Source organism: Streptomyces sp. NPDC031466, assembly GCF_055581265.1.
This window is the reverse complement of the sequence record NZ_JBVIJT010000014.1, coordinates 11577-36867: the sequence shown is the minus strand read 5'-3', so window position 1 is coordinate 36867 and position 25291 is coordinate 11577. Positions and strand designations below refer to the sequence as shown.

The following is a 25291-nucleotide window of genomic DNA, read 5'->3' as shown; positions in this document are numbered from 1 at the left end:
GAGGCGGTCCCGTTCGGCGCGGTGACACCGGTGGTGCCCTCCGGGACGGTTGCTGATCGTAGCTTTCCTTCCTCCGTCTCTCTAGATCTTTTGTGCCGGTCGCAGGGCCCGCAGCCGGGCCGTGACGTGGGCGGCGGCGCCGTCCATGAGGTGGTCGGCGACGGCCTCGACGGTGCGGGCCCGCCACGGTTGCAGGCTGGTCCCCGCGACCGCCTGGTTGAAGGCGCCCATCGCCGGTCCGCAGTGCACCAGGTAGTCCACGGTGGCCTGCCGGTCGCCCGTCACCGCGAGGCGGAGGCCGCGCCGGAAGTAGGCGCGGAACACTTCGGCCAGTTCCGCCTTGGGGTCGGGGCCCGCCGCCGTCGCCCCCGGGTCCTCGCCGCCCAGGTAGCGGTCGAAGACCTGCTTCCTTGTAGGGGCGTCGAGTTCGGCGAGGGAGGCGTGGCGGCGCCACAGGTCGTGCAGCCTGGACGCCCTGGCCGGGAAGAACTGGCCGCGCTTCAAGTAGCGCGCCTGGACGCCGTGTTCAAACAGCTCGCTCCAGGGCGCGGTGTCCACGTCGTACTCCTGGGCCTCCTGCAGCAGGTCCTTGACGGCGGCGCTGGTGGCCGCCTCCACCGAGCACTGGTTGACGGAGCCGGTCAGCACGAAGTCGGAGCCCATCAGGAAGGCCGCGGCGGCCGCCTCCGGGGTGCCGATGCCGCCCGCGCATCCCACGTGCACCCGGTGGCCCGGCAGGACCGCCTCGTCCCGGAGCCTCAGAACCGCCGGGAGCAGGGAGAGCGGGTTCGCCGTGCCGGCGAGCCAGCCGCCGTCCGCCTCGACGCACAGGTCGTCCGCCATGGGGCGCCGGGCCGCAGCGGCGGCCTCCTGCTGCGTCACCGATCCCTTGGCGAGCAGCGTCGCGACGTGCTGGTGCGGCGGCGGCGCGAGGAAGGCCGCGGCGAGGTCGGTCCTGGACACCTTCGCGAGGATCCGGCCGCCCTTGAGCCGGTAGCGGACCAGCTCCTCGGTGACGAAGGGGTAGCCGGACGCCTCGACCAGGCCGACACCGTGCCGCAGCAGCGCGTCGACGAGCGGGGCCTCCCGCTCCGGTGCCCGGTGGGGGTAGAGCAGGTTCACGCCGTGGCCGTGCGGGCCGAGGTCCTCGGCCAGTCCGTGCAACTGCCGCTCCACCTCGTCGTCCTGGAGCCCGCCGATGCCGAGAAAGCCGAGCAGGCCCGCCTTCGACGCCGCGCGCACCAGCTCCCGCCCGGACACCCCGCCGTACATCGACCCCACGACGTAGGAGCGCCGCAGCCCGTACCGCTCGCGGAAGCCGTGGGCGCCGAGCGATCCGGCGTCGATCCCCGCCGACTCGCCCTCGTCGGCGGGCGTCCCGGTCGCGGCCGGCGCCTGTGCCGTCGGCCGGTCGTCCTGCGGGGTCAGCGGTTCCGCGGCGTCCCTGATGCGCGTCACCAGCTTCGTCAGGACCCTGCCCGGCCCCAGCTCCGTGAACTCGAAGTCCCCGTACGCCATCAAGGTGCGCACCGTGTCGGTCCACCGGACCGACGAGGCGATCTGCGACACCAGGCGCTCCCTGACCGTGTCGGCCGTGTACGGCCGGGCATCGACGTTGGCGAGGACGGGGATCTTCGGCGGGTGCAGGGTGACCCCGTCGAGGAACCGGCCGAACTCCTCCGCCGCCGGGCGCATGTACCGCGAGTGCAGCGGGGCGCTGACGTGCAGCCGGACCGTGCGGGCACCGACGGCCTCGAAGGCGGGGCAGGCCGTGTCGATCAGCTCGCCGGGCCCAGAGACGACGAACTGGTCCATGGCGTTGTAGTTGGCCAGGTCGAGGCCACCGAGGTCCGATTCCGCGAGGACGCGCGTGACGGTCGCCTCGTCGACGCCGACGACCGCGGCCATCGCCCCGCCTCCCGCGGCGGCCATGAGCTCACCGCGCCGCCGCACCAGGCGAAGTCCGGTCGCGAAGTCGAAGACCCCCGCGGCGAACAGCGCCACGTATTCGCCGAGGCTGTGCCCGATCACGTGGTCCGGCGGTACCGGGTCGTCGGCGAGCCGCTCCAGATAGGACAGCGCGCCGACTACATAGAGGGCGGGCTGGGTGAACTCGGTGCGGCCGAGCCGTCGGTGCGGGTCACTGACGCACAGTTCCTCGATCGAGTAGCCGAGCACGTCGTCGGCGATCGCTGTCTGTTCGGGGAACCGAGCGAACAACTCCTTGCCCATGCCGCGGCGTTGAGATCCCTGGCCCGGGAATCCGTAGACCTTCATTCCCTGCACTTTCCGTGGTGTCGTCGGGGCGGCGTGCGTGCGGACCTCGGCCAGCAGGTCGGTGTCCTTGGCGAACTGGCTGAGCAGCGGCAGGGATCGGGCGCCCGTACCCGCCGGGAGCAGGGCGCGGACGAAGTTGTGGAGGCTGCCCGACGGACCGAGGTCCAGATAGAGGAAGTCCCCGCGGCTCCGCAGGCCGGCCATGGCGCGCTCGAAGTCGATCGTGCGCCGCGCGGCGTGCCAGAAGTGCTCCGGGGTGACGTCCTGCACAAGTCCCCCGGTCGCGCAGGAGACCCAGGGGACGCGCGGCCGTGCGAGCACCACGCCCTCGAAGCTGTCGCGGCACGCCCCGACGACCGGGTCGAGGAGCCGGGAGTGGAAGGCGTACTCGACGGGCAGCCGCAGGTGCAGCACGTCGGCCGCTCGCAAGGCCGCCTCGGCGGCAGCCAGTTCTGCCTCCCCGCCCGCGACCACGAAGTTGCCCGGGTAGTTGCGGGCCGCGACCTCGCAGGCGCCCAGCTCGGGCACCGTCTCCACGACCTCGGGCCCGGCCAGCACGGCGAGCATGCCGCCGCGGGGGCTGCCGACCATGATGCCGGCCTGCCGGACGAGCACGCGCAGGCAGTCGTCCGCGGACAGGCTGCCCGCGACGACGGCCGCCGCGTACTCGCCGAGGCTGGAGCCGAGCACGTAGTCGGGCTCGATGCCCTCGGCGCGCAGGGTCTCCGTGAGGGCCAGCTCGATCATGACGATGGCGGGGTGGGTGATCCGGGTGTCGTCGAGCGGGTGGTTCCTGGGCTTGGCGGGGTCGAAGACGCGGTCGACGACCGACTCACCCAGGTGCCCACGGACCACGGCGTCCAGGCGCAGCAGCGTGGTGCGGAAGACCTCGTTGGCGTCGAAGAGCTCCTTGCCCATGCCGTAGTACTGGGAGCCCTGGCCGGAGAACATGAACACCACGGGAAGCCGTGGCTCCGCGCTCTTGGGCGGCTCGCTCGCCAGTGGCTCGGTCGTCAGTCGCTCGGTCGTCAGTCGCTCGTTCATCGGTAGCTCTCCCAGAACAGGCCGCCGGCCGGGGCCGCGGGCTCGGCGGTGCCTCTGATGACGGTCCTCCGGTTCAGTTCGGGTTCGGGCAGCGGTCGCCTGGTCGGAAGCGGGGCCCCGGGCGCGGGGGCGAGCAGCAGGTGCGCGTTGGTCCCGCCGTCGGCGAAGCAGTTGAGCGCGGCGACGCCCGCGTCTTGGGGCCAGGGGCGGGACGCCCGGGGGAAGTACAGCGGAGAGGCGGCCACGTCGAAGTGGTCGAGCGGCTCCTGCCCGGAGCGGAACGGCACCTGCTCCCGGTGGTGCAGCATCAGCACCACCTTGATGAACGCCGCGATCCCCTCGGCCGTCAGCGGGTGGCCGATGTTCGGCTTGACCGAGCCGAGTGCCACGGGGCGCGTGGAACCGGCCCGGTAGACCGCCTGCACCGCCTTGAGTTCGAGCAGATCGGTGACGGTCGTGCCGGAGCCGTTGGCCTCCACCCAGCCGACGTCCTCGGTCCCCACGCCGCTCTGCGCGAGCGCCGTGGCCATGACCTCCTTCTGCGCCTGGAGGTTGGGGGTGGCCGGGCCCGCGGTCCTGCCGTCGTTGTTGATCGCGATGCCCTTGAGGACCGCGAGCACCCGGTCCCCGTCGGCCTGCGCCCGTGCCAGCGGCTTGAGCACGACGACGCCGACGCCCTCACCGAGGATCAGCCCGGCCGCCCTGCGGTCGAACAGGTGGAACTCCTTGCCCGGGTTGAGCAGTCCGCGTCGGCCGAACAGGTCGTACGGCTTGTCGTCGGCGAGCAGGCTGACGCCCGCGACAACGGCCGACTCGATGTCGCCCGCGCGCAGCGCCCGCGCGGCCATGTCCATCGCCACCAGGGCCGATGAGCAGGCGGTGTCGACGACCAGGCTCGGGCCGCGGAAGTCGAAGAACTGCGAGATGTTCGCGGCCAGGTAGTTCTGGCCGGTGATCACCACGGGGTTCTGCGCCCGCGCCAGTCGCGCCTCGTCCGGCATGTGCGCCGCACGCCCTCCGACGTAGACGCCGACCCGGCGGCCCTTCAGCTCCGCCGGGCGGTAACCGGCGTGGTGCACCGCGCTGTTCACCTCTTCGAGGAGCAGCAGCGCCTGCGGATCCATCGCGGCGACGTCGCCCTCCGACAGCAGGAAGGCCTCCGGGTCGAAGCGGAGTACGTCGGGCAGCAGTCCCGCGTGGTGGTCCACCGGCTTGCCGAAGCGCTCCCGCGGTACGGGACGCAGCGCCGAGCGGCCCTGGCGCAGCAGCTCCCAGTAGGCGTCGCCGGACGGGGCGTCGGGGAACCTGCAGGACAGGCCGACCACCGCTATGTCTGCCCCGGTGGACGCCGGTCGCGCGACGGCCGGGGCGGCCGCTTCGAGGACGACGGCTCGGGCGGCCGGTGCCTCGGGGGCCTGCGGTGCCGCGGGCGCCGGGGCGTCGGACGGGGCGGGGCCGAAGGCGGCGAGCAGGTCGTCCGGGTGCTCGTCGGCGAGGTAGGCGGCGAACTCGTCCGCGGTCGGGTGCTCGAACAGCGCGGACGGGTCGAGGGACACGTCGAGCTGCTTGCCGAGGGTCTGGACGAGCTGGGTGACCAGGATGGAGTCGATGCCGTAGTCGTGCACCGGCACGTTCCCGGCGAGCCGCGCCCGGTCGAAGCGCAGCTCCAGCGCGAGCCGGTCCAGGAGCCAGGAGGCCGCCGCGCCGGCCGCCTCCTTGAGCGCGCCGGGGGCCCCGGAGGGCGAGGCGTCGTACGCCACCGCGGCGTGCCCGGAGGCTGCGGCCGCAGCGGTGACGGGCTCCGGAGTGACAGGTTCCGGAGTCAGGCGGCGGTCGGTCAACCGCTCCGGGCGCCAGTCCGCGTCCGGCCGCACCACGGCGGGCACGACCACCCGCGCGCCGCTCGCCAACGCCCGGTCGAGCAGGCGCAGTCCCTGCTCGTCCGCGAGCGTCGCGAGACCGGACGACTGGTACGCGGCGCTGCGCGCCGGGCCCATGCCGGTGTCCTGCCAGCTCGGCCACGCCACGCTGACCAGCGGAAGCCCGTACGGGCGGGCTTCGGCGACCGTGTCCAGGTAGGCGTTGGCCATGGCGTAGTCGCTCTGCCCGACGGCGAGGGCGGGTACGGCCGCGGCGACGGAGGAGTACACGACGAACAGGCTCAGCGGTTCGCCGCGGAAGCACTCCACGAGCGTGTCGAGGCCGAAGACCTTGGGGCCGATCACGCGTTCGACGCCGCTCCATGGCTTGCGCACGAAGGCGGGGTTGTCGGTGTCCACCGCTCCGGCGCTGTGGATCACTCCGCCGATCGGGCCGAGCCGGCGCCGGACGTCCGCCACCGCCGCGGCAGTGGCCTCCTTGTCATCCAGCGGCACGGCGAGGACCTCGATCTCCACGCCCCGGTCGGCCAGTTCGGCCAGCGGGCGCAGCTTGCGGCCCAGCGCGTCGTCCGCCGCGATGTGCGCGACCCAGCGGTCTGGGGACGGCAGCGCCTCGCGGCCCGTGAGGACCAGCTTGCGGACGCCGTACCGCTCGACGAAGTGCCGCGCGGTCAGCAGGCCGAGCCCGCGCGTGCCCCCGGTCACCCACAGCACATGCCCGTCGGGGAAGCGCGCCGCGTGCTCCGGTGCGCCGGGCAGCTCGCGCAGCACCGCGCGGTGCCGCACGCCGTCGCGGTAGGCGATCTCGCCGGGCTCCGCCTCGCCGCCGATCTCGTCGGCAACTCTGCGGCACAGCGCGTCGTCCGTGCACACGCCCACGGCGACGTGACGCGAGGTCACGTGGCGGTACTCGCTCTGCAGCATGCGGTAGAGCCCGGTGCGGGCTGCGCCGCCGTGGACCGCCGCCCCCGTGTCGCGGGAGACCAGCAGGGCGACCAGTCCACCCCTGCTCCGGTCGACCGTGTGCTGCAGCCAGGCCAGCCAGGTGCGCAGCGCGGAACGGTCCATGGCCACACCGGATCCGCCGGACCCGTCGGGCTCTGTGCAGCCCGCCAGATCGATCACCCCGTCGAATCGGTCCCAGCGGGTGCCGGGGTCGGCGAGGTCGGCGGCGAGGCGCTCGGGGGTGAGCACCTCCGCCGCGGGCAGGGTGGCGGCCAGGCGGCCGGCGAGCGCCTCGGTGCCCGGCGCGGCGAGGACGGCGGTCGGCCCGACCCGGCCGGCGCGTGCCGGCAGTTGGGCAGGCACCCAGTGGGTGGCCAGCAGCACCCCTTCCTCGGCAGAGGCGGGGAAGGCGGCGGAGGCAAGGGAGGCATCGGTGGGCAAGGCAGCAAAGGCACCGGAGGTCATGGGTTCGGAAGCCAAGTGCTTCTCCAGCTCCGCCAGTTCGGCGTCCGCCGCGGCCAGCCAGACCCGCTCGCCCCCAAAGGGGTAACCGGGCAGCGGCACCCGCCGGGGCGGCACTCCCCCGTGCAGGACCTTCCAGTCGACCGGCCGGCCCGACGTCCAGGCGACCGCGCAGACGGCAGGATCGGTCGACGGGGCGCCGGCCGGAGCGGGCCTGCGCGGGTCGACCACTCCGGTCCAGCTGCCGACGGGCACCTCGCCCACGGCGAACTCGTCAAGGCGCGCGGCCAGTTCGACCAGGGTGTCGAAGCGGACGGCAAGGCGGTGTGCCATGGCCTCGCGGCCCGACTGGAGCGTCCACGCGACGTCCTGCGGGGTCGCTCCGGCACCCTCGGCGCGCAGATGCGCGGCGAGCCTGCGCGCCTGCTCCACGAGCCGGTCGCCCTCGCGGGCGGAGAGCACGGCGAGTTGGGTGTCTGCCGGGGTGGTCGACGTCCGCTGTGCCTCGGGGAACTCCTGCAGGATGACGTGCGCGTTGGTCCCGCCCGCCCCGAAGGAGCTCACGCCCGCGGTCCTCGGCCGCTCGGTCCCGTCGGCCAGCACGCGGCGCGGCCACGGCGCCAGTTCGCGCTGGACCTCGAACGGGGTCGCCGCGAAGTCGACGTTCGGGTTGAGGTCGTCCGCGTGCAGCGAGGGGGCCAGCTCACCGTGGCGCATCTGCAGCAGCACCTTGGTGACGGCCGCGATGCCGGCCGCCGACTCGGCGTGTCCGATGCCGGACTTGACCGAGCCGATCGGCAGCCGCTCCGGCATGTCGTCCTGGAAGGCCCGGAGCATGCCGTTGATCTCCACCGGGTCACCGAGCGCGGTGCCGGTGCCGTGCGCCTCCACGTAGTCCAGGTCCGCGGGGCGCATCCCCGCCCGGTCGAGCGCGGCCCGCACCAGGTCGCCCTGTGCCTTGGGGTTGGGGACGTTGAAGCCGCGACCCGTTCCGCCGTGGTTGACGGCGGACGCCTTGACCACCGCGAGGATGCGGTCGCCGTCGGCCACCGCGGCGTCGAGGCGCTTGAGGAGCACCGCGCCCGAGCCCTCGGCGGGGACGTATCCCGTGCCGCCGGTGCCGAAACTGCGGCAGCGGCCATCCTCGGCGAGGAAGCCACGCCAGGCCAGCTGCAGATACTTCGCCGGGTGGCTGGAGATGTTGACGCCGCCCGCGACCGCGACCTCGCAGTCACCGGAGCGGATGGCCTGGCAGGCCTGGTGGATGGTGACCAGGGCGGAGGAGCACATCGTGTCCACGGCGACGCTGGGCCCCGAGAAGTCGAAGAAGTACGACACCCGGTTGGCGACCGAGGCGAACGACGAGTGCGGGGGCAGCCCTTCGCCGCGCAGCGCGTCCTGGACCCCGTACAGCTGGTACTGGCCGTACATCATGCCGACGAACACACCGGTGCGGGAGGCCCGCAGCTGGTCGCGGGTGTAGCCGGCGTCCTCCATGAGGTGCCACACCGTCTCCAGGAACACCCGCTCCTGGGGGTCGGTGAGTTCGGCCTCGACCTGCGACATGCGGAAGAACAGCGGATCGAAGCGGTCGGCGCCCCGGACGAAGCCGCCCCACTTGCCGTACGTCTTGCCGGGGACCGACTTGTCCGGGTCGTAGAACCGGTCGTGGTTCCAGCGGTCGGCCGGTATCTCCTCGATGCTGTCGCGTCCCGCGCGCAGGTTGCGCCAGAACTCGTCCACGTCGTCGGCCTGCGGGTAGCGCCCCGCGACACCGATGATCGCGATGTCGTCGCCCGAGTCGGCGGCCGGGACGGTTTCCGGGGCCGCCGCCGTGTCGCTCACGGTGGCGGGGGCGAGGTCCTGGAGCCGCGCGGGCCCGGAGGTCTGGGCGGCGGGCGCGGTGAACGCCTCGGGGTGCGAGGTGGCCAGATGGTCCGCCAGTTCACCGACGGTCACGTACTCGAAGAGCAGGGTCTTCGAGAGCGGGCCGCAGTGCTCTTCCAGGCGCCGGGTCACGCTCAGCGTGATCAGGGAGTCCACACCGTAGTGGTCGAGGGGCTCCGTGACGGCGATCTCCGCCTCCGGGAGCTTCAGTTCCTCCGCCATGATCTGGAGCACCAGGCGCTCGGCGCGGGCGTACGTGTCCTCGCCCACCTGCTGCGACGCGGCGGTGTGGACCGCGGGTGCGGCCTGCGCCGGGGCCTGGCCCGGTGTGCCGTTCAGCTCGGCCAGCACCCGCGCCGGGTCGCCGGGCGCCAGCAGCAGACGCGGCGCCGTGCCCGCCAGGGCGCGGTCGAGCGCGTCGAGGGCCGGTCCTGTGCGCAGCGGGCGCATGCCCAGCTCCCTGGCCATGTACTCCGTGCCGGCCGCGTCGGCCCGCATGCCGCCGTCGGCCCAGACAGGCCAGGCGGCGGCGAGGGTGCGGCCGCGCCGCGCGCCCTCATGACGCTGCCGCTCGCGCTGCTCGGCGAAGTGGTCGAGGAAGGCGTTGGCGTAGGCGTAGTCGGTCTGACCGACATTCCCGAACGCGGCCGCCCCGGAGGAGAACGCCACGAAGTAGTCGAGGGGCTCGTGCCGCGTCGCCTCGTCGAGGAGCACCGTGCCGTGCACCTTGGCGGCGAGGACGGCCTCCGTGTCCGCCCGGTCCCTGCCGAGCAGCAGGCCGTCCCTGAGGACCCCGGCCGCGTGCAGCACGCCGCTCACCGAGCCGTGCAGGCGGCGGGCCTCGTCGATCAGGCTCCGCACCCCCGCGGCGTCGGCGACGTCGGCCCGCACCACGTGCGCGCCGACGGCCGCGATCCTCGCCAGGGCCTCGGAGCCGGGAGCGGTCCGGGAGGCGAGGACGATCCCGCCCGCGGTCTGCCCGGCGGCGCGGCGCGCGGCGGCGATGTGTTCGGCCACGAGCAGCCCGAGCGCGCCGGTGCCGCCGGTGATCACATGCGCTCCCGGCCCGGTGAACAGCGGGGAGCCGGCGGCCCCCAGGCCGACCTGGCGCCAGGCGCGCCGGTGCCGACCCGCCGCGTCGACGCGCACCTCTGCTTCGCCCGCGGCGCCGAGCTCGGCGCGCACCGCGTCGGCGAGGGAGCGGCCGTCCGCGACGGCCAGTACGCCGAAGTCGACCGCGGGCAGCTCCCTGCGCACCGAGCGCGCGAAGGCGGCCATCGCCGGGTGCGCCGGTGAGACGGCCGGGTCGCGGTGGACGTACAGGTAGCGCAGCGCGCCGCGGCGCTCCCGCTGCCATGCCTGGAGGAACGCCGTCGCCGCGTGGAAGCCGTGCTCCACCGCGCTGTCGGGCCCGGCGTCGGGCCCGGCCAGGTGCACCACGTGGACGGGGCCCGCGACCCGGGCGGCGGCGAGCGCCTCGTCGACGCCGAAGCCGGTGCCCAGGGCGACGCGCAGGGCGTCGGCGCCCGCGTCCGTCAGGGCGGTGAGCAGCGCGTGTCCCTCGGTGCCCGCGTCCAGCAGCAGTACGGTGGCGTCCGTCTCGCGCGGGATCCGCGGACCGGGCTCCCAGGCCGGTTCGTACGCGGAAACCGTGTCGGTCACCGACGCCGCGGCCGGGGCCGTGGTCCGCGCCATGCCCTGCGCGGGGACCTCCCGCAGGGTGAACGTGTCGATCGTGGCGAGGACTTCGCCGCTCCCGTCCACAAGCGCGATGTCGAAGGCGAGCGTTCCGGGTGCGGCGGGGTGGGCCGAGGGGGTGGCGTAGGCGTGGACCCGCTCCGGCAGTGCGGCGTACAGCCGGACGGCGCCCAGCGAGAACGGCAGGTAAGGGAGCGGTCGTGCGGGGTCGTCCGCGCCGGGCGCGAGCCTGCTCGCCGTCTGCAGGGCGGCGTCGAACAGCGACGGGTGGAAGACGTAGTTGTCCGCGTCCGCGCGGCGCGGTTCGGGAAGCCGCAGCGACGCCAGCGCCTCGCGCTCGCCCAGGGCGATGTGCTCGATCACCTGGAAGCTCGGGCCGTAGTCGAAGCCGAACCGGGAGTACAGCGCGTAGCACTCGGCGCCGTCGAGGACGCGCGGGGAGCGCGAGCGCGCCGCCGCCAGGTCGACGGGGGCGGGGCGCTCGCCCGCGGTGCTGAGCAGCAGGGTGCCCTGGGCGTGCGCGGGGGATCCGTCGCCCGCGGTGCGTATCTCGAAGGACGGTCCTGTGCGGTCGCCGGTGACCTCGACCGTGAGGCGGTGCTCACCGCCGTCGACGGGGAGGCGGACCGGGCTCGCCCAGACGAGGCCGTCGACCCCGCGGACGGGTGCCCCGAACGCCGACTCCCCCGCCAGGCGGGCCATTTCGAGGTAGGCGACACCCGCGAGGACGAGGTCACCGCCGACGACGTGGTCGCGCAGAAAGAACTCCCGGCCCGTGAGCGTCTTCGCGTACGCCGTGCCTCCGGACGCGGAGCCCGTGGCGTCGCGCGCGTCGAGCAGGGTCGGGTGCAGCCGGGCGGCGCGCTGCGGCTGTGCCGCCGCGGGGGCGGTTTCCGGGGTGGTGAACCAGTGCCTGGTGCGGGCGAACGGATACGTCGGCAGATGGACGCGGCGTCGTCGCGTTCCCTGGTGCAGGGCCGCCCAGTCGACCTCGGCTCCGGCGAGCCACGCGTCGGCGAGGGCGGTCAGGTCGCCGGTCGCGGTGGCCGGGGCCGGCCGCCGCTCGGCCTGTCCGCCGCGCACCGCGGACGGCCGCCCCGCGAGGTGCGCGGCCAGTTCGGCGCGGAGCGCGGCCGTTCCTCGCGCCACCACGGCGAGCCGGTGCGTCATCGCGTCGCGGCCCGTCTGCAGGGTGTACGCGAGGTCGCCCGCGGGCACGTCCTGGTCCGCCAGGTGGTCGGCGAGTCGCTCGGCGGTGTGCCGCAATGCCTCGGGGGTGCGGGCGGAGAGCACGTACAACTGCTCAACGGCCGCGGTGTCCTTGGCGCCGGTCTCCGGCATGTGGGGTTCCTCCAGGACGATGTGCGCGTTGGCCCCGCCGAAGCCGAAGGAGCTGACTCCGGCGCGGCGCGGCAGGCCGTTCCCCGCGCTGTCGCGGGGCTTGGGCCAGGGCCGTGCCGTGGTGGCGATCTCGAACGGGCCCCCGTCGAGTTCCAGATAGGGGTTCTGCTCCCGCAGGTGCAGTCCGGCGGGGACGGTGCCGTGCCGCAGCGCGAGGACGGCCTTGAACAGGCCCGCGATGCCGGCGGCGGCCTCCAGGTGACCGATGTTGGTCTTCACGGAGCCGATCACGCAGCCGGGCGCCGCGGTCGTGCCTCGCTCCGCGCGCAGCCTGCGGAAGGCGGTGCTCAGGCCCTGGGTCTCGATCGGGTCGCCGAGGGCGGTGCCGGTGCCGTGTGTCTCGATGTAGCCGACGGTCTCCGGCGCCACGTCGGCGGCGCGGTAGGCCTCGACGAGCAGATCGGCCTGGGCGTCCGGATTGGGGGCGGTGAGCGAGGTGGTGCGGCCGCCGTGGTTGGCGGCGACCGCCTTGATCACCGCGTGGACGGCGTCGCCGTCCAGGTCCGCGCGGTCGTCCGGCTTGAGCAGTACCACGCCGACGCCCTCGCCGCGCACGTAACCGTCGGCCCGGCTGTCGAAGGTCTTGCAGCGGCCGTCGGAGCTCAGCATCTCGCCCTGGTCGAGCACGTCGTACACCCGCGGTGAGAGGATCAGGTTGACCCCGCCCGCGATGGCCAGGTCGCAGGTGCCGGCACGGAGTGCGGCGACGGCCTGGTGGACGGCGGTCAGCGAGCCGGAGCAGGCCGTGTCCACGGCCATGCTGGGACCGCGCAGGTCGAGGAGGTACGACACCCGGTTCGGGATGACCGACAGGGCGCCGCCGGTCGCGGTGTGGGCCTGCGGGGCGACCCCGACATCGCGCTGCGCCTGGAGGTAGTCGGCGCCCGCGACGCCGATGAACACGCCGACCCGCTTGCCCGCGAGGTCGGAGGGACGGTAGCCGGCGTCCTCGACGGCCGACCACACCGCTTCGAGCAGCAGCCGCTGCTGGGGGTCCATCAGCTCCGCCTCGCGCGGGGAGATCCCGAAGAAGGCGGCGTCGAAGCGGTCCACGTCCGGCAGGAAGCCGCCCCAGCGCTTGCGGGCACCCGCCTCGCGCGGGCCCCAGCGGTCCTCGGGCACCTCGGTCACCAGGTCGTCCCCGGCGCTCAAGTGGTGCCAGAATTCCTTGAGGTCGGCCGATCCCGGCAGCCGCCCCGCCATGCCGATGACCGCGACGTCACCGCCGCGCGGGCGCTCGGCCGATGCCTCGGCCCCGGCCTCGGCCGGCCGCGCCTCGACGGCGGGAGCGACCGCGGCCACGGCGGACGCGAACCGTTGGGCCAGCTCGCCGGGATACTCCTGCCACAGGTGCTCGGCGAGCGCGGCCAGCGTGCCCCGGCGGTAGAACAGCGTCGGCTGGACCTCGATACCGTACGTCCTGCGCAGTTCGGCGCTGAGCGCGGTGAAGCTCACCGAGTTCATGCCCACCTCGCCGAGCGGGGTGTGCGGGCCGATCTCCTCAGGGCGCACCCCGGCCAGCCGGCCGACCGCCTCGGCCAGTTCGGCCGTCAGGGCCTGGACGCGCCCTTCCGCGCCGCCGCCGGCCGCGGCGGGCTCCGGACGCCCGGCGCCGCGGACGCCGAAGCGGGACCGCAGCTCGGCCAGGGGAAGGGCGGCCAGCGTGGTCCGGTCGACCTTTTCGTTGAGCGTGTGCGGGAAGCCGGTCACGCGGACCAGCACGTCCGGGACCATGTGGGCCGGCAGCCAGGCCGCCAGCTGCTCCCTGGTCGGCTCGGCGGTCCCGTCGGAAAGGACGTAGCAGGCGAGCAGCGAGCGGTCGCCGCCGCCCTGGCCGCGGGCCACCACGACCGCCTCGCGTACGCCGTCGACGCGCCGCAGGGTCGACTCGATCTCCTCCAGCTCCACCCGGAAGCCGCGCACCTTCACCTGGGAGTCGATCCGGCCCAGGTAGTCGATGCGCCCGTCGGCCCGCCGACGCACGAGGTCGCCCGTGCGGTACATCCGCGCCTCGGTCCCGGCCGCGAACGGATCGGGCAGGAAGCGCTCGGCGGTCAGTTCGGGGCGGCCCAGGTAGCCGTCGGCCACGCCGTCGCCGCCGATGTAGAGCTCGCCGGGCACGCCGGTCGGGACCGGCCTGCGGGAGCCGTCCAGGACGTACAGCGAGGTGTTGTCGATCGGGGCGCCGATGGTGACGCGCTCGCCGCTGCGGAGCCGGCTCACCGCCGACCAGATGGTGGTCTCGGTGGGGCCGTAGAGGTTCCACACCGCCCTGTTGCCTGCCAGCAGCGCCTCGGCGGTGTCGCCGGGCAGGGCCTCACCGCCGCACAGCACGGTGAGTCCGGGGTCGCCCTGCCAGCCGGCGGCCAACAGCATGCTCCAGGTCGCCGGGGTGGCCTGCATGAGCGTGGCCGAGCCGCGCTCGACGGCCTCGCGCAGCCGCAGTCCGTCCTGGGCGACCTCGGTGGGCAGGACGTCCACCGTGCCGCCGGTGATCAGCGGCAGATAGAGCTCCAGGCCGGAGATGTCGAAGCACACGGTGGTCAGGGCCAACAGCGTGTCCCCCGGGCCGAATCCGGGCTCGCGCGCCATCGACCAGAGGAAGTTGGTCAGCGCGCGGTGCGGGACGCGGACACCCTTGGGGCGGCCGGTCGATCCCGAGGTGTAGATGACGTACGCGGCGTCCGAGGGTCCGGCCGGTCCCGGCGAGGGCAGCGCGGGCGGCTCCTGGCCCCCGTCGATCAGGAGCCGGGGCGCCGAACCGCCCCAGGCCGCCCCGACCGAGGAATGTGTGAGCATCAGGTGGAGTCCCGCGTCCCCCGCCATGTAGGCGAGGCGCTCCTGCGGGTACGCCGGGTCGAACGGCACGTACGTACCGCCCGTGGCCTGCACGGCGAGCAGCGCCACCGGCAGGTCGGCGTCGCGCGGGAGCAGCACGCCTACGGTGCGGCCGCGGCCGACGCCCGCGGCGGTGAGGCGGGCGGCCAGGGCCGTCACGCGCTCCCCGAGAGCGCGGTAGGTCAGCTCCGTTCCGCCGTGGCGAACGGCGACCGCCTCCGGCCTCGCCTGGATCTGACGGCGTACCAGCTCCCAGACGAGGATGTCGGACGGGTAGTCGACGGCGGCGGGCGGCGCGAGGTGCGCGCGCTCGTCGGCGGTCAGCAGGTCGAGGTCGCCGACCGCGCGGTCGGGCGCGGCGACCGCGGCCGACAGGAGGGTGACGAAGTGGTCACCGAGCCGCTTCACCGTGGCGGCGTCGAACAGGTCCGGGTTGTACTTGAGTGTGTAGCGGCAGCCTTCGGGGTGGTCGACCAGGTCGAGGGTGAGGTCGAACTCGCCCTCCTGGTGCACCCCTTCGACCCTGCCGCGCACCACGCCGTCCTCCGGCATGTCGCGCGCCCAGTTGTGGAAGTAGAAGGCCGCGTTGAACAGCGCGTCGGCGGCGGCGCCGGGGTTCTCTCCGCGCACCTCGTCGGCGAGCGTGATGAGCGGGTATGCGCTGTGTTCGAGTGCGCCGAGGACCATCTGGTGGATCCGGCGGACCAGATCGCGGAAGGCCTCCGTGCCGTCGACCTTCTCGGCCAGGACCACCATGTTCATGAAGTAGCCGAGCACGTCGTCATAGCCGTTGGCCGGGCGGCCGGCCGTCGGCGTGCCGACGGCGATGTCCTCCTGGTCGCTGTAGCGGTGGAGCAGTGCGAAGTAGGTCGCGAGCATGACACTGGACAGCGAGGTGCGGGCCGCCGCGGCGAGCGCGCGGGCCTGCTCGGTGACGTCGGCGGGGACGTGGCCGCCGACGCTCGCGCCACGGAAGGTGGGCACGGGCGGGCGCGGCCGGTCCAGCGGCAGGGGCACGGCGGTGCGGCGGTCCCGCAGCCGGTCGAGCCAGTAGGAGCGCAGGCGCTCCGCCCGTGGGCCCGCGAGGAGTTCGCGCTGCTGGGCGCAGAAGTCGGCGAAGGTGCGCGCGGGCCGCTCGGTGGGCAGGGGGCGTCCTTCGCGCAGCGCGCGATAGCCGCGCTCGACCTCCGTGAGCAGCAGCGGGATGGACAGTCCGTCGAGCACCAGGTGGTGCACGGTGAGCAGCAGCGCCTGGCGGCCGTCGCCAAGGGTGTAGAGGGTGGCGCGCAGAAGCGGTCCTTCGGCAAGGTCGAACGGCTCCCGCATCTCGGCGTGGATCCGGTCGCGTAGGTCGCTGTCCGCGACGGAGGTCAGGAAGACCTGCCGGAAGGGTAGTTCCGGCTCGGCGGCGATCCGGGCGAACGGCCCGCCCTCGCCCTCGCGCACGCTCGCGCGCAGTTCCTCGTGCCGGTCGAGCAGGTCCTGCAGGACGACCCGCAGCGTCAGCACGTCGACGTGGTCGTCGAGCCAGAAGGCAAGTGGCAGGTTGTAGGCGCAGTTGCCGGGCGCGATCTGCTCGATCACCCACAGCGCTCGCTGGCCCTCCGACAGCGGATGGTCGGCGAGGTGGGTGTCGCGCCGGGGGCGCAGGACGGCTCGGGCCGCAGCGCGCACGGCGGGCGTCACGTCGACGGCACGCACCGGCTGGGCCGCGGGCGCCTGCTCGGACGTGCGGACCACCTCGGATGCCTGGACCGGCTCGGACGTGTGCGCCGCCTCCGGCGTGCGGACCGTCACGGATACGGGCGCGGCGGGCTCAACCGTGTACGTCGTGACGGGCTCGCTCACGCGTTCGGCCGCGGCCTGCGACGCCGCCTCGGCCGCCGCCTCCGAAACCGCTTCGGCCAGCCAGTGAGACCGCAGGTGCTCCGAGAGCTCGACCAGCGTCGGCCGCGCGAAGAACTCCTCGAGGGGCACGTTGACACCGAAGGCGTCCTCCACCACAGCCACGATCTTCATGCCGCTGAGCGAGTCGAAGCCGTAGTCGACCAGAGGCCGCTCCGGGTCGATGCGTTCGTCCAACTTCAATACGCTCTTCAGCAGCTCACCGAGGCGGGCGGTGACCGTGTCCCCGGCGTCCCGCACGTCCGGCCGCGCGAGGGCCGTCACGGCCGCCGGCGCGGTGGCCGCCGGTGCCGCGTCCTCGCGTACAGCCAGGTTCTGGGCGACCAGCACGTGCTGGCCCAGTTCGACGCCCTCGGCGCCCAGGGCCCTGACGTCCGTGTAGCCCTCCTCCTCGAGCAGCGTGATCCAGCTGTCCGGCGCGGCGAGGGGCGAGTTGGGGATACGGAGCTCACCGTCCTGGAAGGCCCACCAGCCCTCCATGACGCCGCCGCCCAGGGTCAGGTACGGGCGGATGGAGGTCAGTTCGTTGAGCACCAGGAGCCCGCCGGGCCTGAGCAGGTCCTTCATCATGCGCAGGGTGGTCCGCAGGTTCCTTGTGGCGTGGACCACGTTGGTGGCGAGGACCGCGTCGACCGAACCCGGCAGGAAGCCCTGTTCGGCGAGACCGCGTTCCAGGTTGAGCAGCTGGAAGCGTACGAACGGGTACTGCGCGGCGAACCGCTCGCGGCCGTAGTCCAGGAAACGGGGGGAGATGTCCGTGAAGGTGTAGCCCACGCGGTCCGGGTGGCCGGCCAGCGCCGGGATCACCCGCTCGCTGGTGGCACCCGTTCCCGCGCCCAGCTCCACCACCTGGAAGGAGCCGCGGTCCGTCAACTGCGGCCGCCGGGAGTCCAGATGGGAGCGGACCGTGTCGGCGACGAGCACGTTGAAGAAGTCGGTGAGCGGGTTGCCCTTGTACAGGTCCTGCACCAGCTCCATCGAGGAGTCGGGGAACATGACCTCGGTCCCGACCACCTCGCCGCGCAGCAGCTTCGGGTAGGACCGCAGGAACTGCCGGTTGAGCCGTGCCGTCGGCGCGATGTCCGGGTAGCGGGTGGCGACGTCCTCGAAGTCGGCCTCCCAGCGGTCCGCGGCCGTGGCCCCGTCCGCCCCGTCGACCGCGCCGGTGGCGGTGAACCACTCGCCCTCGCGGGTCAGGAACCCCTTGGCGGCGAGGAGGTCGAGGATCGCCTCGTGCAGCCTGCGGAACTTGTCCCGGATGCCGAGGTCGGTGCGCAGGTCCTCGCTCCGGTGCCGGTCACCGGGGCGCAGGAAAGCACCCATGCGCTGGTAGACGCCGAGCAGTCCAAAGACCGAGGCCGAGTCCAACCGGTCGTATCCCGTGCGGACTTGGGCGATGGCGGGGTCGATGTCGGCATTCCCTTCGGGCACGGGCAACGCGGGGGCGGTGGCCTGTGGTACGGAATTGGCGGCGTTCGGCACGGAAGTGATGACCTGCGACGCGTGGACGGCGGTGGCCGGTGGGACAGGTGCGGGGGCCTGCCGGACGGATGCGGTGTTCTGCGGGACGGACCCGCCGGCCTGCGGCACGGATACGCCGACCTGCGGCTGGGGGATCCACAGGCGCTTGCGGGCGAACGGGTAACCGGGCAGCTCGATCCTGCGGGCGGCCGGAGGCGTGATCTGCGACCAGTCGACGACCGCACCCGCCACCCAGCGCTCGGCAACGGCCGTCAGATCGCGGCGCGTTACGGCCTGTTGCAGCGCGACGGCCTCGTCGTCGGAGAGCCGCGTCGCCGAACGGGGGGCCCGTCCGGTGGTGACGGTGTCCGCGGCGCCCTCGCCCGCCGCGTACGCGGTGAGCAGCCCGGCCGCTTCGGCGACCGATGTCGCGGGCAGCGCGAGTCGGAACTCGTGCGCGGTGCGGCCCGTTTGGAGGGTGTGGGCGACATCGGCGAGCCGGAGGTCCGCCGCAACGGCATCCGCCGCCACGGTGTCCGCGGCGACCACCGCGCTCGGCACGAGATCGGTGACCGCGTCGGCGACCGCCCCGATCGTGTCCGCCGTCAGGGCAGCGTCGGGCAGCGGGTCGACGCCCAGCTCCTGCGCTAGCAGCGCGTGGTAGCGGGCGCGTTCGGTCACGCCGAAGCCGCAGTCCACGAGGTCGGTCGCAAGGTCGAACGTGTCCTCGGCCACCCCGGCGACCTCGGCGGCGAGGCGCAGGCCGATGCGGCCGGCGGCCGCCACCGCCTCCCGCGGCGCCAGCGCCCCGTCCGTCCTTACCGGCACGCGCGGGGGCCCGCCGGTCAGGAAGGCGGCGAGGTCCGCCGCGTACGTCCGCAGCCGCTCCTCGTCCTTCGCGGAGAGGACGAGCAGTTGTTCCTGTCCGTCGTCCGCCACGGGCTCCGGCGTGTCGGGCGCGCCGGCCGGCAGGTGCTCCTCCACGACCACGCAGGCGTTGGAGCCGCCCGCGCCGAAGGAGCTGATGACGGCGCGCAGCGGCAGCTCGCGGGGTGTCCCGTCCGCTCCGGGCCGCGCCTGCCGCTCCCAGGGCTCGCGGGTCTGCTGCACCTGGAACGGCGTGGTGTCGAAGTCGATCTCCGGGTTGCGCTCCGCGGAGTGCAGCGACGGCACCAGGGTGCGGTGGCGCAGCTGGAGCAGGACCTTCGTCAGCCCCGCGATGCCGGCCGCCGCCTCCAGGTGGCCGATGTTGGTCTTCACCGAACCGACCGCGACCGCGGCCCTGTCCGTGCCGTGCGCCGGGTCCCTCCGGCCGCCGAAGACGTCGACCAGCCCGGCGATCTCGATCGGGTCGCCGAGCAGCGTGCCGGTGCCGTGGGCCTCGACGTAGCCGACGGTGTCGGCGTCCACTCCCGCCCGGTCGAGCGCACCGCGGACCACGGCGGCCTGGGCGGTGGCGCTCGGCACGGTGTAACCGCCCGCGTCGCCGACCGCGTTGACGGCGGAGCCGCGGATCACGCCGAGGACGCGGTCCCCGTCGGCGACCGCCGCGGCCAGCGGCTTGAGCAGGACGGCTCCCACGCCCTCGCCGTCGACGAAGCCGTCGGCGCCCGCCCCGAACGCCTTGAGCCGGTCGTCGTGGGAGAGCATCCCCGCCTGGGCGAGGCCGCGCAGGTGCTTGGGGTGCAGGATCAGGTTGACGCCGCCCGCGATGGCGGCGGAGCACTCCCCCGTGGCGATGGACCGGCAGGCCAGGTGGAGCGCGGTCAGGGACGACGAGCACGCGGTGTCCACGGCCATGCTCGGGCCGGTGAAGTTGAAGGAGTGAGAGACCCGGTTGGCGATCGACCAGTGCCGGGAGTACGCCTCGGTCGGCACGCCGAGCGCGTTGGCCGCGCCGCTCATCCACTCGTAGTCGCTGCCCATCACGCCGACGAACACGCCGACGGGGCCCCGTGCGGCGAGCGTGGCGGCCGGGCATCCGGCGTCGTCCAGGGTCGCGGCCGCGGTCTGCAGGAACAGGCGTTCCTGAGGGTCCATCGCCTCGGCGTCGGCGGGCGAGATCTGGAAGAACAGCGGGTCGAACGCGTCGACGTCGTCGATGAATCCGGCCCACTTGCTGTACGCGGCCGTCGCCCCCGTGGGATCGAAGTGGGCGCCCGCGTCCCAGCGTTCGGCGGGTACCTCGCGGATGCAGTGGCGGGCCGCGGCGAGGTTGTCCCACAGCTCGCCGACCGTCTCGGCCAGCGGGTAGCGCCCCGCGACGCCGACGACGGCGATGCGGTCGTCCGCGCGCTCCTCGGGCCCGGGCTCATCGGTGGTGACGGCGGGCGCGGCCTGGCCGTCGGACAGCTTGCCGGTGAGGAACCTGGCGAGGGCGCGGGTCGTGCGGTGCTCGAAGACCATGGTCGCGGGCAGCCGCAGCTTGGTGCGGGCGCTGAGCTTGTTCCGCAGCTCCAGGGCGGTCAGCGAGGTGAAGCCCAGGCGCAGCAACTCGGCGTCGGGGTCGATCTCCTCGGCCGATCCGTACTTGAGCGCGGCGGCGACCTCGCGCCGCACCAGTTCGGCGACGACGTCCTCGCGCTCGGCCGCGGGGACCGCCCGCAGCCCGTCGCCCTCACCCGCGGCGGCGGTGTCGGCCGGTGCGCCGGCGGCGGGCCTGAGGCGGCGCGGCGCCGGGGCGCGCAGCAGCGGCGGCAGCGTGCCCTCGGCGGAGCGCGCCGCCGTGCGGTCGAGGCGGACGGGGACGAGGTGGGCCCGGTCGGCGCCGAGCGCAGCGTCGAGCAGGGCGAGGCCCTCGTCGGTGGCCAGCGGCAGGACGCCGGCGTCCCCGAGCCGCGCCAGGTCGTCCTCGTCGAGGCGGCCGGTGAGGGCGCTGCGCTCCGCCCACAGGCCCCATCCGAGCGAGAGCGCGGGCAGGCCCTGGGCACGGCGGTGCTGCGCCAGCGCGTCCAGGAAGGCGTTGGCGGCGGCGTAGTTGCCCTGTCCCGCGGTGCCCAGGGTGGCGGCGACCGAGGAGAACAGCACGAAGGAGGTGAGCTCCAGGTCGCGGGTCAGCTCGTGCAGGTGCCAGGCGCCGTCGGCCTTCGCTGCGAGGACGGAGTCCAGGCGCTCGGGTGACAGCGAGCCGATCACTCCGTCGTCGAGTGTGCCGGCGGCGTGCACGACGGCCCGCAGCGGGCGCTCGCGCGGGATGGCCGCGAGGAGTTCGGCGAGCGCGTCGCGGTCGCGGATGTCGCATGCCGCCGACGTCGCCCTCGCGCCGAGCGCGGTCAGTTCTCCGGCGAGCTCGGGGGCGCCCTGACGGCTGACGAGCAGCAGGTCGCGTGAGCCGTGTTCGGCGACCAGGTGACGCGCCACGAGGCCGCCCAGGGTGCCCGACGCGCCGGTGATCAGTACGGTGCCTTCGGCGGGGAGCGCCAAAACCGCGGTCCCGGCGCCCTGCTTCGCGCGCACCAGCCTTGGGGCGCGCATCTCGCTGCCGCGCAGGGCGAGTTGGGGCTCGTCCGTGGCCAGCAGGGCCGGCAGGAGTCCGGAGAGGCCGTCGGTACCCGCCGCGCCGCCCGCACCGTCGATGTCGAGGGCGAGGTCGGAGTCGAGGGCGAGGTCGGAGTCGAGGGCGAGGTCGGAGTCGAGGGCGAGGTCGGAGTCGATGTCGACCAGCACGATCCGGTCCGGGTTCTCGGTCTGCGCCGAGCGCACCAGGCCCCACACAGCGGCAGCGGCGGGGTCCGCCTCCTCGGCGGTTCCGGTACCGGTCACCACGGCGGAGCGGGTCACCACGACCAGGCGCCCCTCGTCGCCGTCCTCGTCGGCGAGCCGGGCCTGCAACTCGGCGAGGACCACGGAGGTCATCTCTCGTACTCTGTCCGGCTGTTCGCCGTCGACGGCGGGGCAGAGCAGCACGGTGGCCCGAGCGGCGTCGCCGGCGCGGGAGACGTCCGGGCGCACGGGCACCCAGTCGACGCCGAACAGCGAGCCCCGGCCCGCGTCGAGGCTCATGCCGTCGAGCGGACGCAGCGTCAGGGAGTCCGCCGTCAGGACGCCGCGACCCGTCCCGTCGGAGATCCGCAGGGCGACGGCGTCCCCCTCCAGGGGCGTGAGCCGTGCCCGCAGGGCGGACAGGTCGGCCGCCGCTTCCGTGTCGAGCCAGCGGACTCCGGTGAAGGAGAACGGCATGGCGGGGGTGGTCCTGAGGTCCAGGGAGTGCAGGGCGGCGTCCAGCAGGGCGGGCCGCACCGGCTCGGGCAGGGACACCTCGGCGTACAGCTCTTCGCCGTGCCGCCACAGGGACCGCAGGCCCCGGAATCCGGGCCCGTACTCAAGACCCTGCTCGGCCAGGTCCGCGTACCAGGTGGAGAGGTCCACGCGCTCGGCGCCGACGGGCGGCCACGGCACCGGGTCCTCCGCGGCGCCGTCCTGCGACTCGGCGTCGAGCAGCGCACCGGTGGCGTGCAACTGCCAGTCGGAATCGGCGGTGCGGGCGTGCAGGCGCAGCGGGCGGATGCCGTCCCCGTCAGCCGGGCCCGCGACGACCTGGACCTCGACCTCACCCAGCTCGGGAATCAACAGGGGCGCCTGGAACGTCAGTTCGTCCACCGCTCCGCCGGCGTGCAGCGCCATCTCAAGGAGCGCGGTGCCGGGTACGACCATCTGGCCCCGCACGCGGTGGTCGGCCAGCCACGGGTGGGTGCGCAGGGAGAGGCGACCGGTCAGAACCGTCTGGCCGCCCTCCGCCAGCTCGACGGGGGCGTCGAGGAGCGGCCGCGGCGGCTGCAGCCAGTAGGACGTGGACTCGAAGGCGTAGGTGGGCAGGTCCACGACGCGCGCGCCGGTGCCCTCGAAGGAGGGCCGCCAGTCCACGGGGACGCCGTGGGCGTGCAGACGGGCCATGGACAGGTGCATCTGCCGGGTGGAGTCCTCGTCGCGGCGCAGCGATCCGACCACCAGGGCCTGGCAGTCGGCGTCCTGCGCCGTCTCCTCGACACCGAGCGCCAGGACCGGGTGCGGGCTGCACTCGACGAACGTGCGGTGCCCGTCGGTGAGGAGGGCATCGACGACGGGGGCGAAGCGGACGGTGGTGCGCAGGTTCTCGTACCAGTACGCGGCGTCGAGCCCCGAGGTGTCCAGGACCTCCCCGGTGACGGTGGAGTGGAAGGGGATGTCGCCCCGGTGCGGGCTGAGACCCGCCAGGTCGTCGAGGATCCGCTCGCGGAGCCGCTCGACGTGCGCGGAGTGCGAGGCGTAGTCGACCGGGACACGACGGGCCCGTATCTCCTCGGTCCCGCAGTGCGCGAGCAGCTCGTCCAGGGCTGCGGCGTCGCCCGAAACCACTGTGGAGCGCGCTCCGTTGACGGCGGCGACGAAGACCCGGCCGTCCCAGGGCTCCAGCAGGGCGCGGGTGGCGTCCAGCGACAGGGCGAGGGACACCATGCCGCCCTCGTCCGTGATCTCCAGGAGGGCGCGGGAGCGCAGGGCGACCACGCGGGCGCCGTCTTCCAGCGAGAGGGCCCTGACCGCGCAGGCGGCGGCGATCTCGCCCTGGGAGTGACCCACGACGGCGGACGGCACGAGTCCCGCCGCGCGCCACACCTCGGCCAGCGAGACCATGACGGCCCACAGAGCGGGCTGCACCACGTCGACGCGCTCCAGCGCCGCGGCGTCGTCCAGGACGTCCCGCAGCGACCAGTCGACCAGGCCGCTCAGGGCCTGCTCACACGCGTCCATCCGCGCGGCGAAGACCGGGGACGACTCGCGCAGGCCGCGGGCCATCCCGGCCCACTGGGACCCCTGGCCGGGGAAGACCCACACCACGCCGGACTCGGGGGCAAGGGTGCCTTCCACGACTGCGGGCGCCGAATCGCCCGCGGCCAGGGCGCCGAGCCCGTCCAGGAGTTCGGCGCGGTCGGCGGCGACGACGACCCCGCGGTGGTCCAGCGCGGCACGGGTCGTCACGGTGGAGAACCCGACGTCGGCGGGGCTCAGCTCCGGGCGGGCCTGGAGCCACTCCCGCAGCCGGTCCGCCTGGCGGCGCAGCGCGGCTTCGGAGCTGCCCGACACGACCACCGGGACCACGGCCGGGATACGGGTCCCGGGCGCGGCGCCGGCCGCACCACTGCGCGCCGCCGTCTCTTCGGCGGGCGCCTGCTCGATGATCACGTGCGCGTTGGTGCCGCTGGCCCCGAACGCCGAGACACCGGCCCGGCGGGGGCGGCCGGTCTCCGGCCACGGCCGCTGCTCGGTCAGCAGCTCCACCGCGCCCGAGCGCCAGTCCACGTGCCGCGAGGGACGCTCCACATGCAGCGTGCGCGGCAGCACGCCGTGCCGCAGCGCGAGCACCGTCTTGATCACGCCCGCCACGCCCGCGGCGGCCTGCGTGTGGCCGATGTTCGACTTCAACGAGGCGAGCCACAAGGGCTGGTCGGCGTCGCGGCCCTGCCCGTACGTGGCCAGGAGCGCCTGCGCCTCGATGGGGTCACCGAGCGTGGTGCCCGTGCCGTGCGCCTCCACCGCGTCCACGTCGGAGGGGGTGAGCCGGGCGTCGGCCAGCGCCTGCCGGATGACCCGCTCCTGGGAGGGGCCGTTGGGCGCCGTGAGTCCGCTGGAGGCGCCGTCCTGGTTGACCGCCGAGCCGCGCAGCACGGCGAGGACCTGGTGGCCGTTGCGCCGCACGTCCGACAACCGCTCCAGAACGAGCACACCGACGCCCTCGGACCAGCCCGTGCCGTCGGCCGCGTCCGAGAACGCCTTGCACCGGCCGTCCGCCGAGAGGCCGCGCTGGCGCGAGAACTCCACGAAGGTGGTCGGGGTGGACATCACCGCGACACCGCCGGCCAGGGCCAGGGAGCTCTCGCCCGACCGCAGCGAGGCCGCCGCCAGGTGCAGCGACACCAGCGACGACGAGCACGCCGTGTCCACCGTCACCGCAGGCCCCTCGAAGCCGAACGTGTACGAGACGCGCCCGGACGCCACGCTCGGCAGGCTGCCGGTGAGCAACTGCCCCTCGAAGCCGCCCGTGCCCTGCCCGAGCCGCGAGGCGTAGTCGCTGTACATGACGCCCGCGAAGACACCGGTACGGCTGCCGCGCAGCGAGGACGGGGCGATGCCCGCGCGCTCCAGCGCCTCCCAGGACGCCTGGAGCAGCAGCCGCTGCTGCGGGTCTGCCGCCATGGCCTCCCGGGGGGACATCCCGAAGAAACCGGCGTCGAACTCCGCGGCATCGTAGAGGAATCCGCCCTGGCGCGTGTAGCTGGTGCCGGTCCGCTCCGGATCCGGGTCGTACAGGCCCTGCAGGTCCCAGCCGCGGTTCGCGGGGAACTCCGACACGGCGTCCACGCCGTCGACGGCCAGCCGGAACAGCTCGTCGGGGGACGTGGCGCCGCCGGGGAACCGGCACGCCATGCCCACGATCGCGACCGGCTCGTGGCTCGAAGGGCCCGACTCCGCCTCGGCCAGCCTCCGGCGAGTGTCACGCAGCTCGGCGGTGACCCGCT

At 74.2% G+C, this 25291-nt stretch carries 1 protein-coding gene and 1 pseudogene; both read right to left on the bottom strand.

Going from position 1 to position 25291, the window contains the following annotated elements; genetic code table 11:
• Window positions 1-81 precede the first annotated feature (81 nt).
• Window positions 82-3321 carry an ACP S-malonyltransferase gene (gene fabD, locus ACZ5GP_RS30350; protein ID WP_468753898.1) on the bottom strand — a complete coding sequence of 1080 codons (3240 nt, stop codon included), beginning with the start codon at window positions 3319-3321 and terminating at the stop codon, window positions 82-84.
• Window positions 3318-25286: pseudogene (locus ACZ5GP_RS30345) on the bottom strand (amino acid adenylation domain-containing protein); the annotation flags it as partial. The pseudogene ACZ5GP_RS30345 and the gene fabD, both read right to left, overlap by 4 nt.
• Window positions 25287-25291 lie beyond the last annotated feature (5 nt).

What these genes read in the sequence shown, in the direction of transcription:
- fabD (WP_468753898.1), bottom strand. Translation starts at nt 3,321, where the DNA reads ATGAACGAGCGACTGACGACCGAGCGACTGACGACCGAGCCACTGGCG.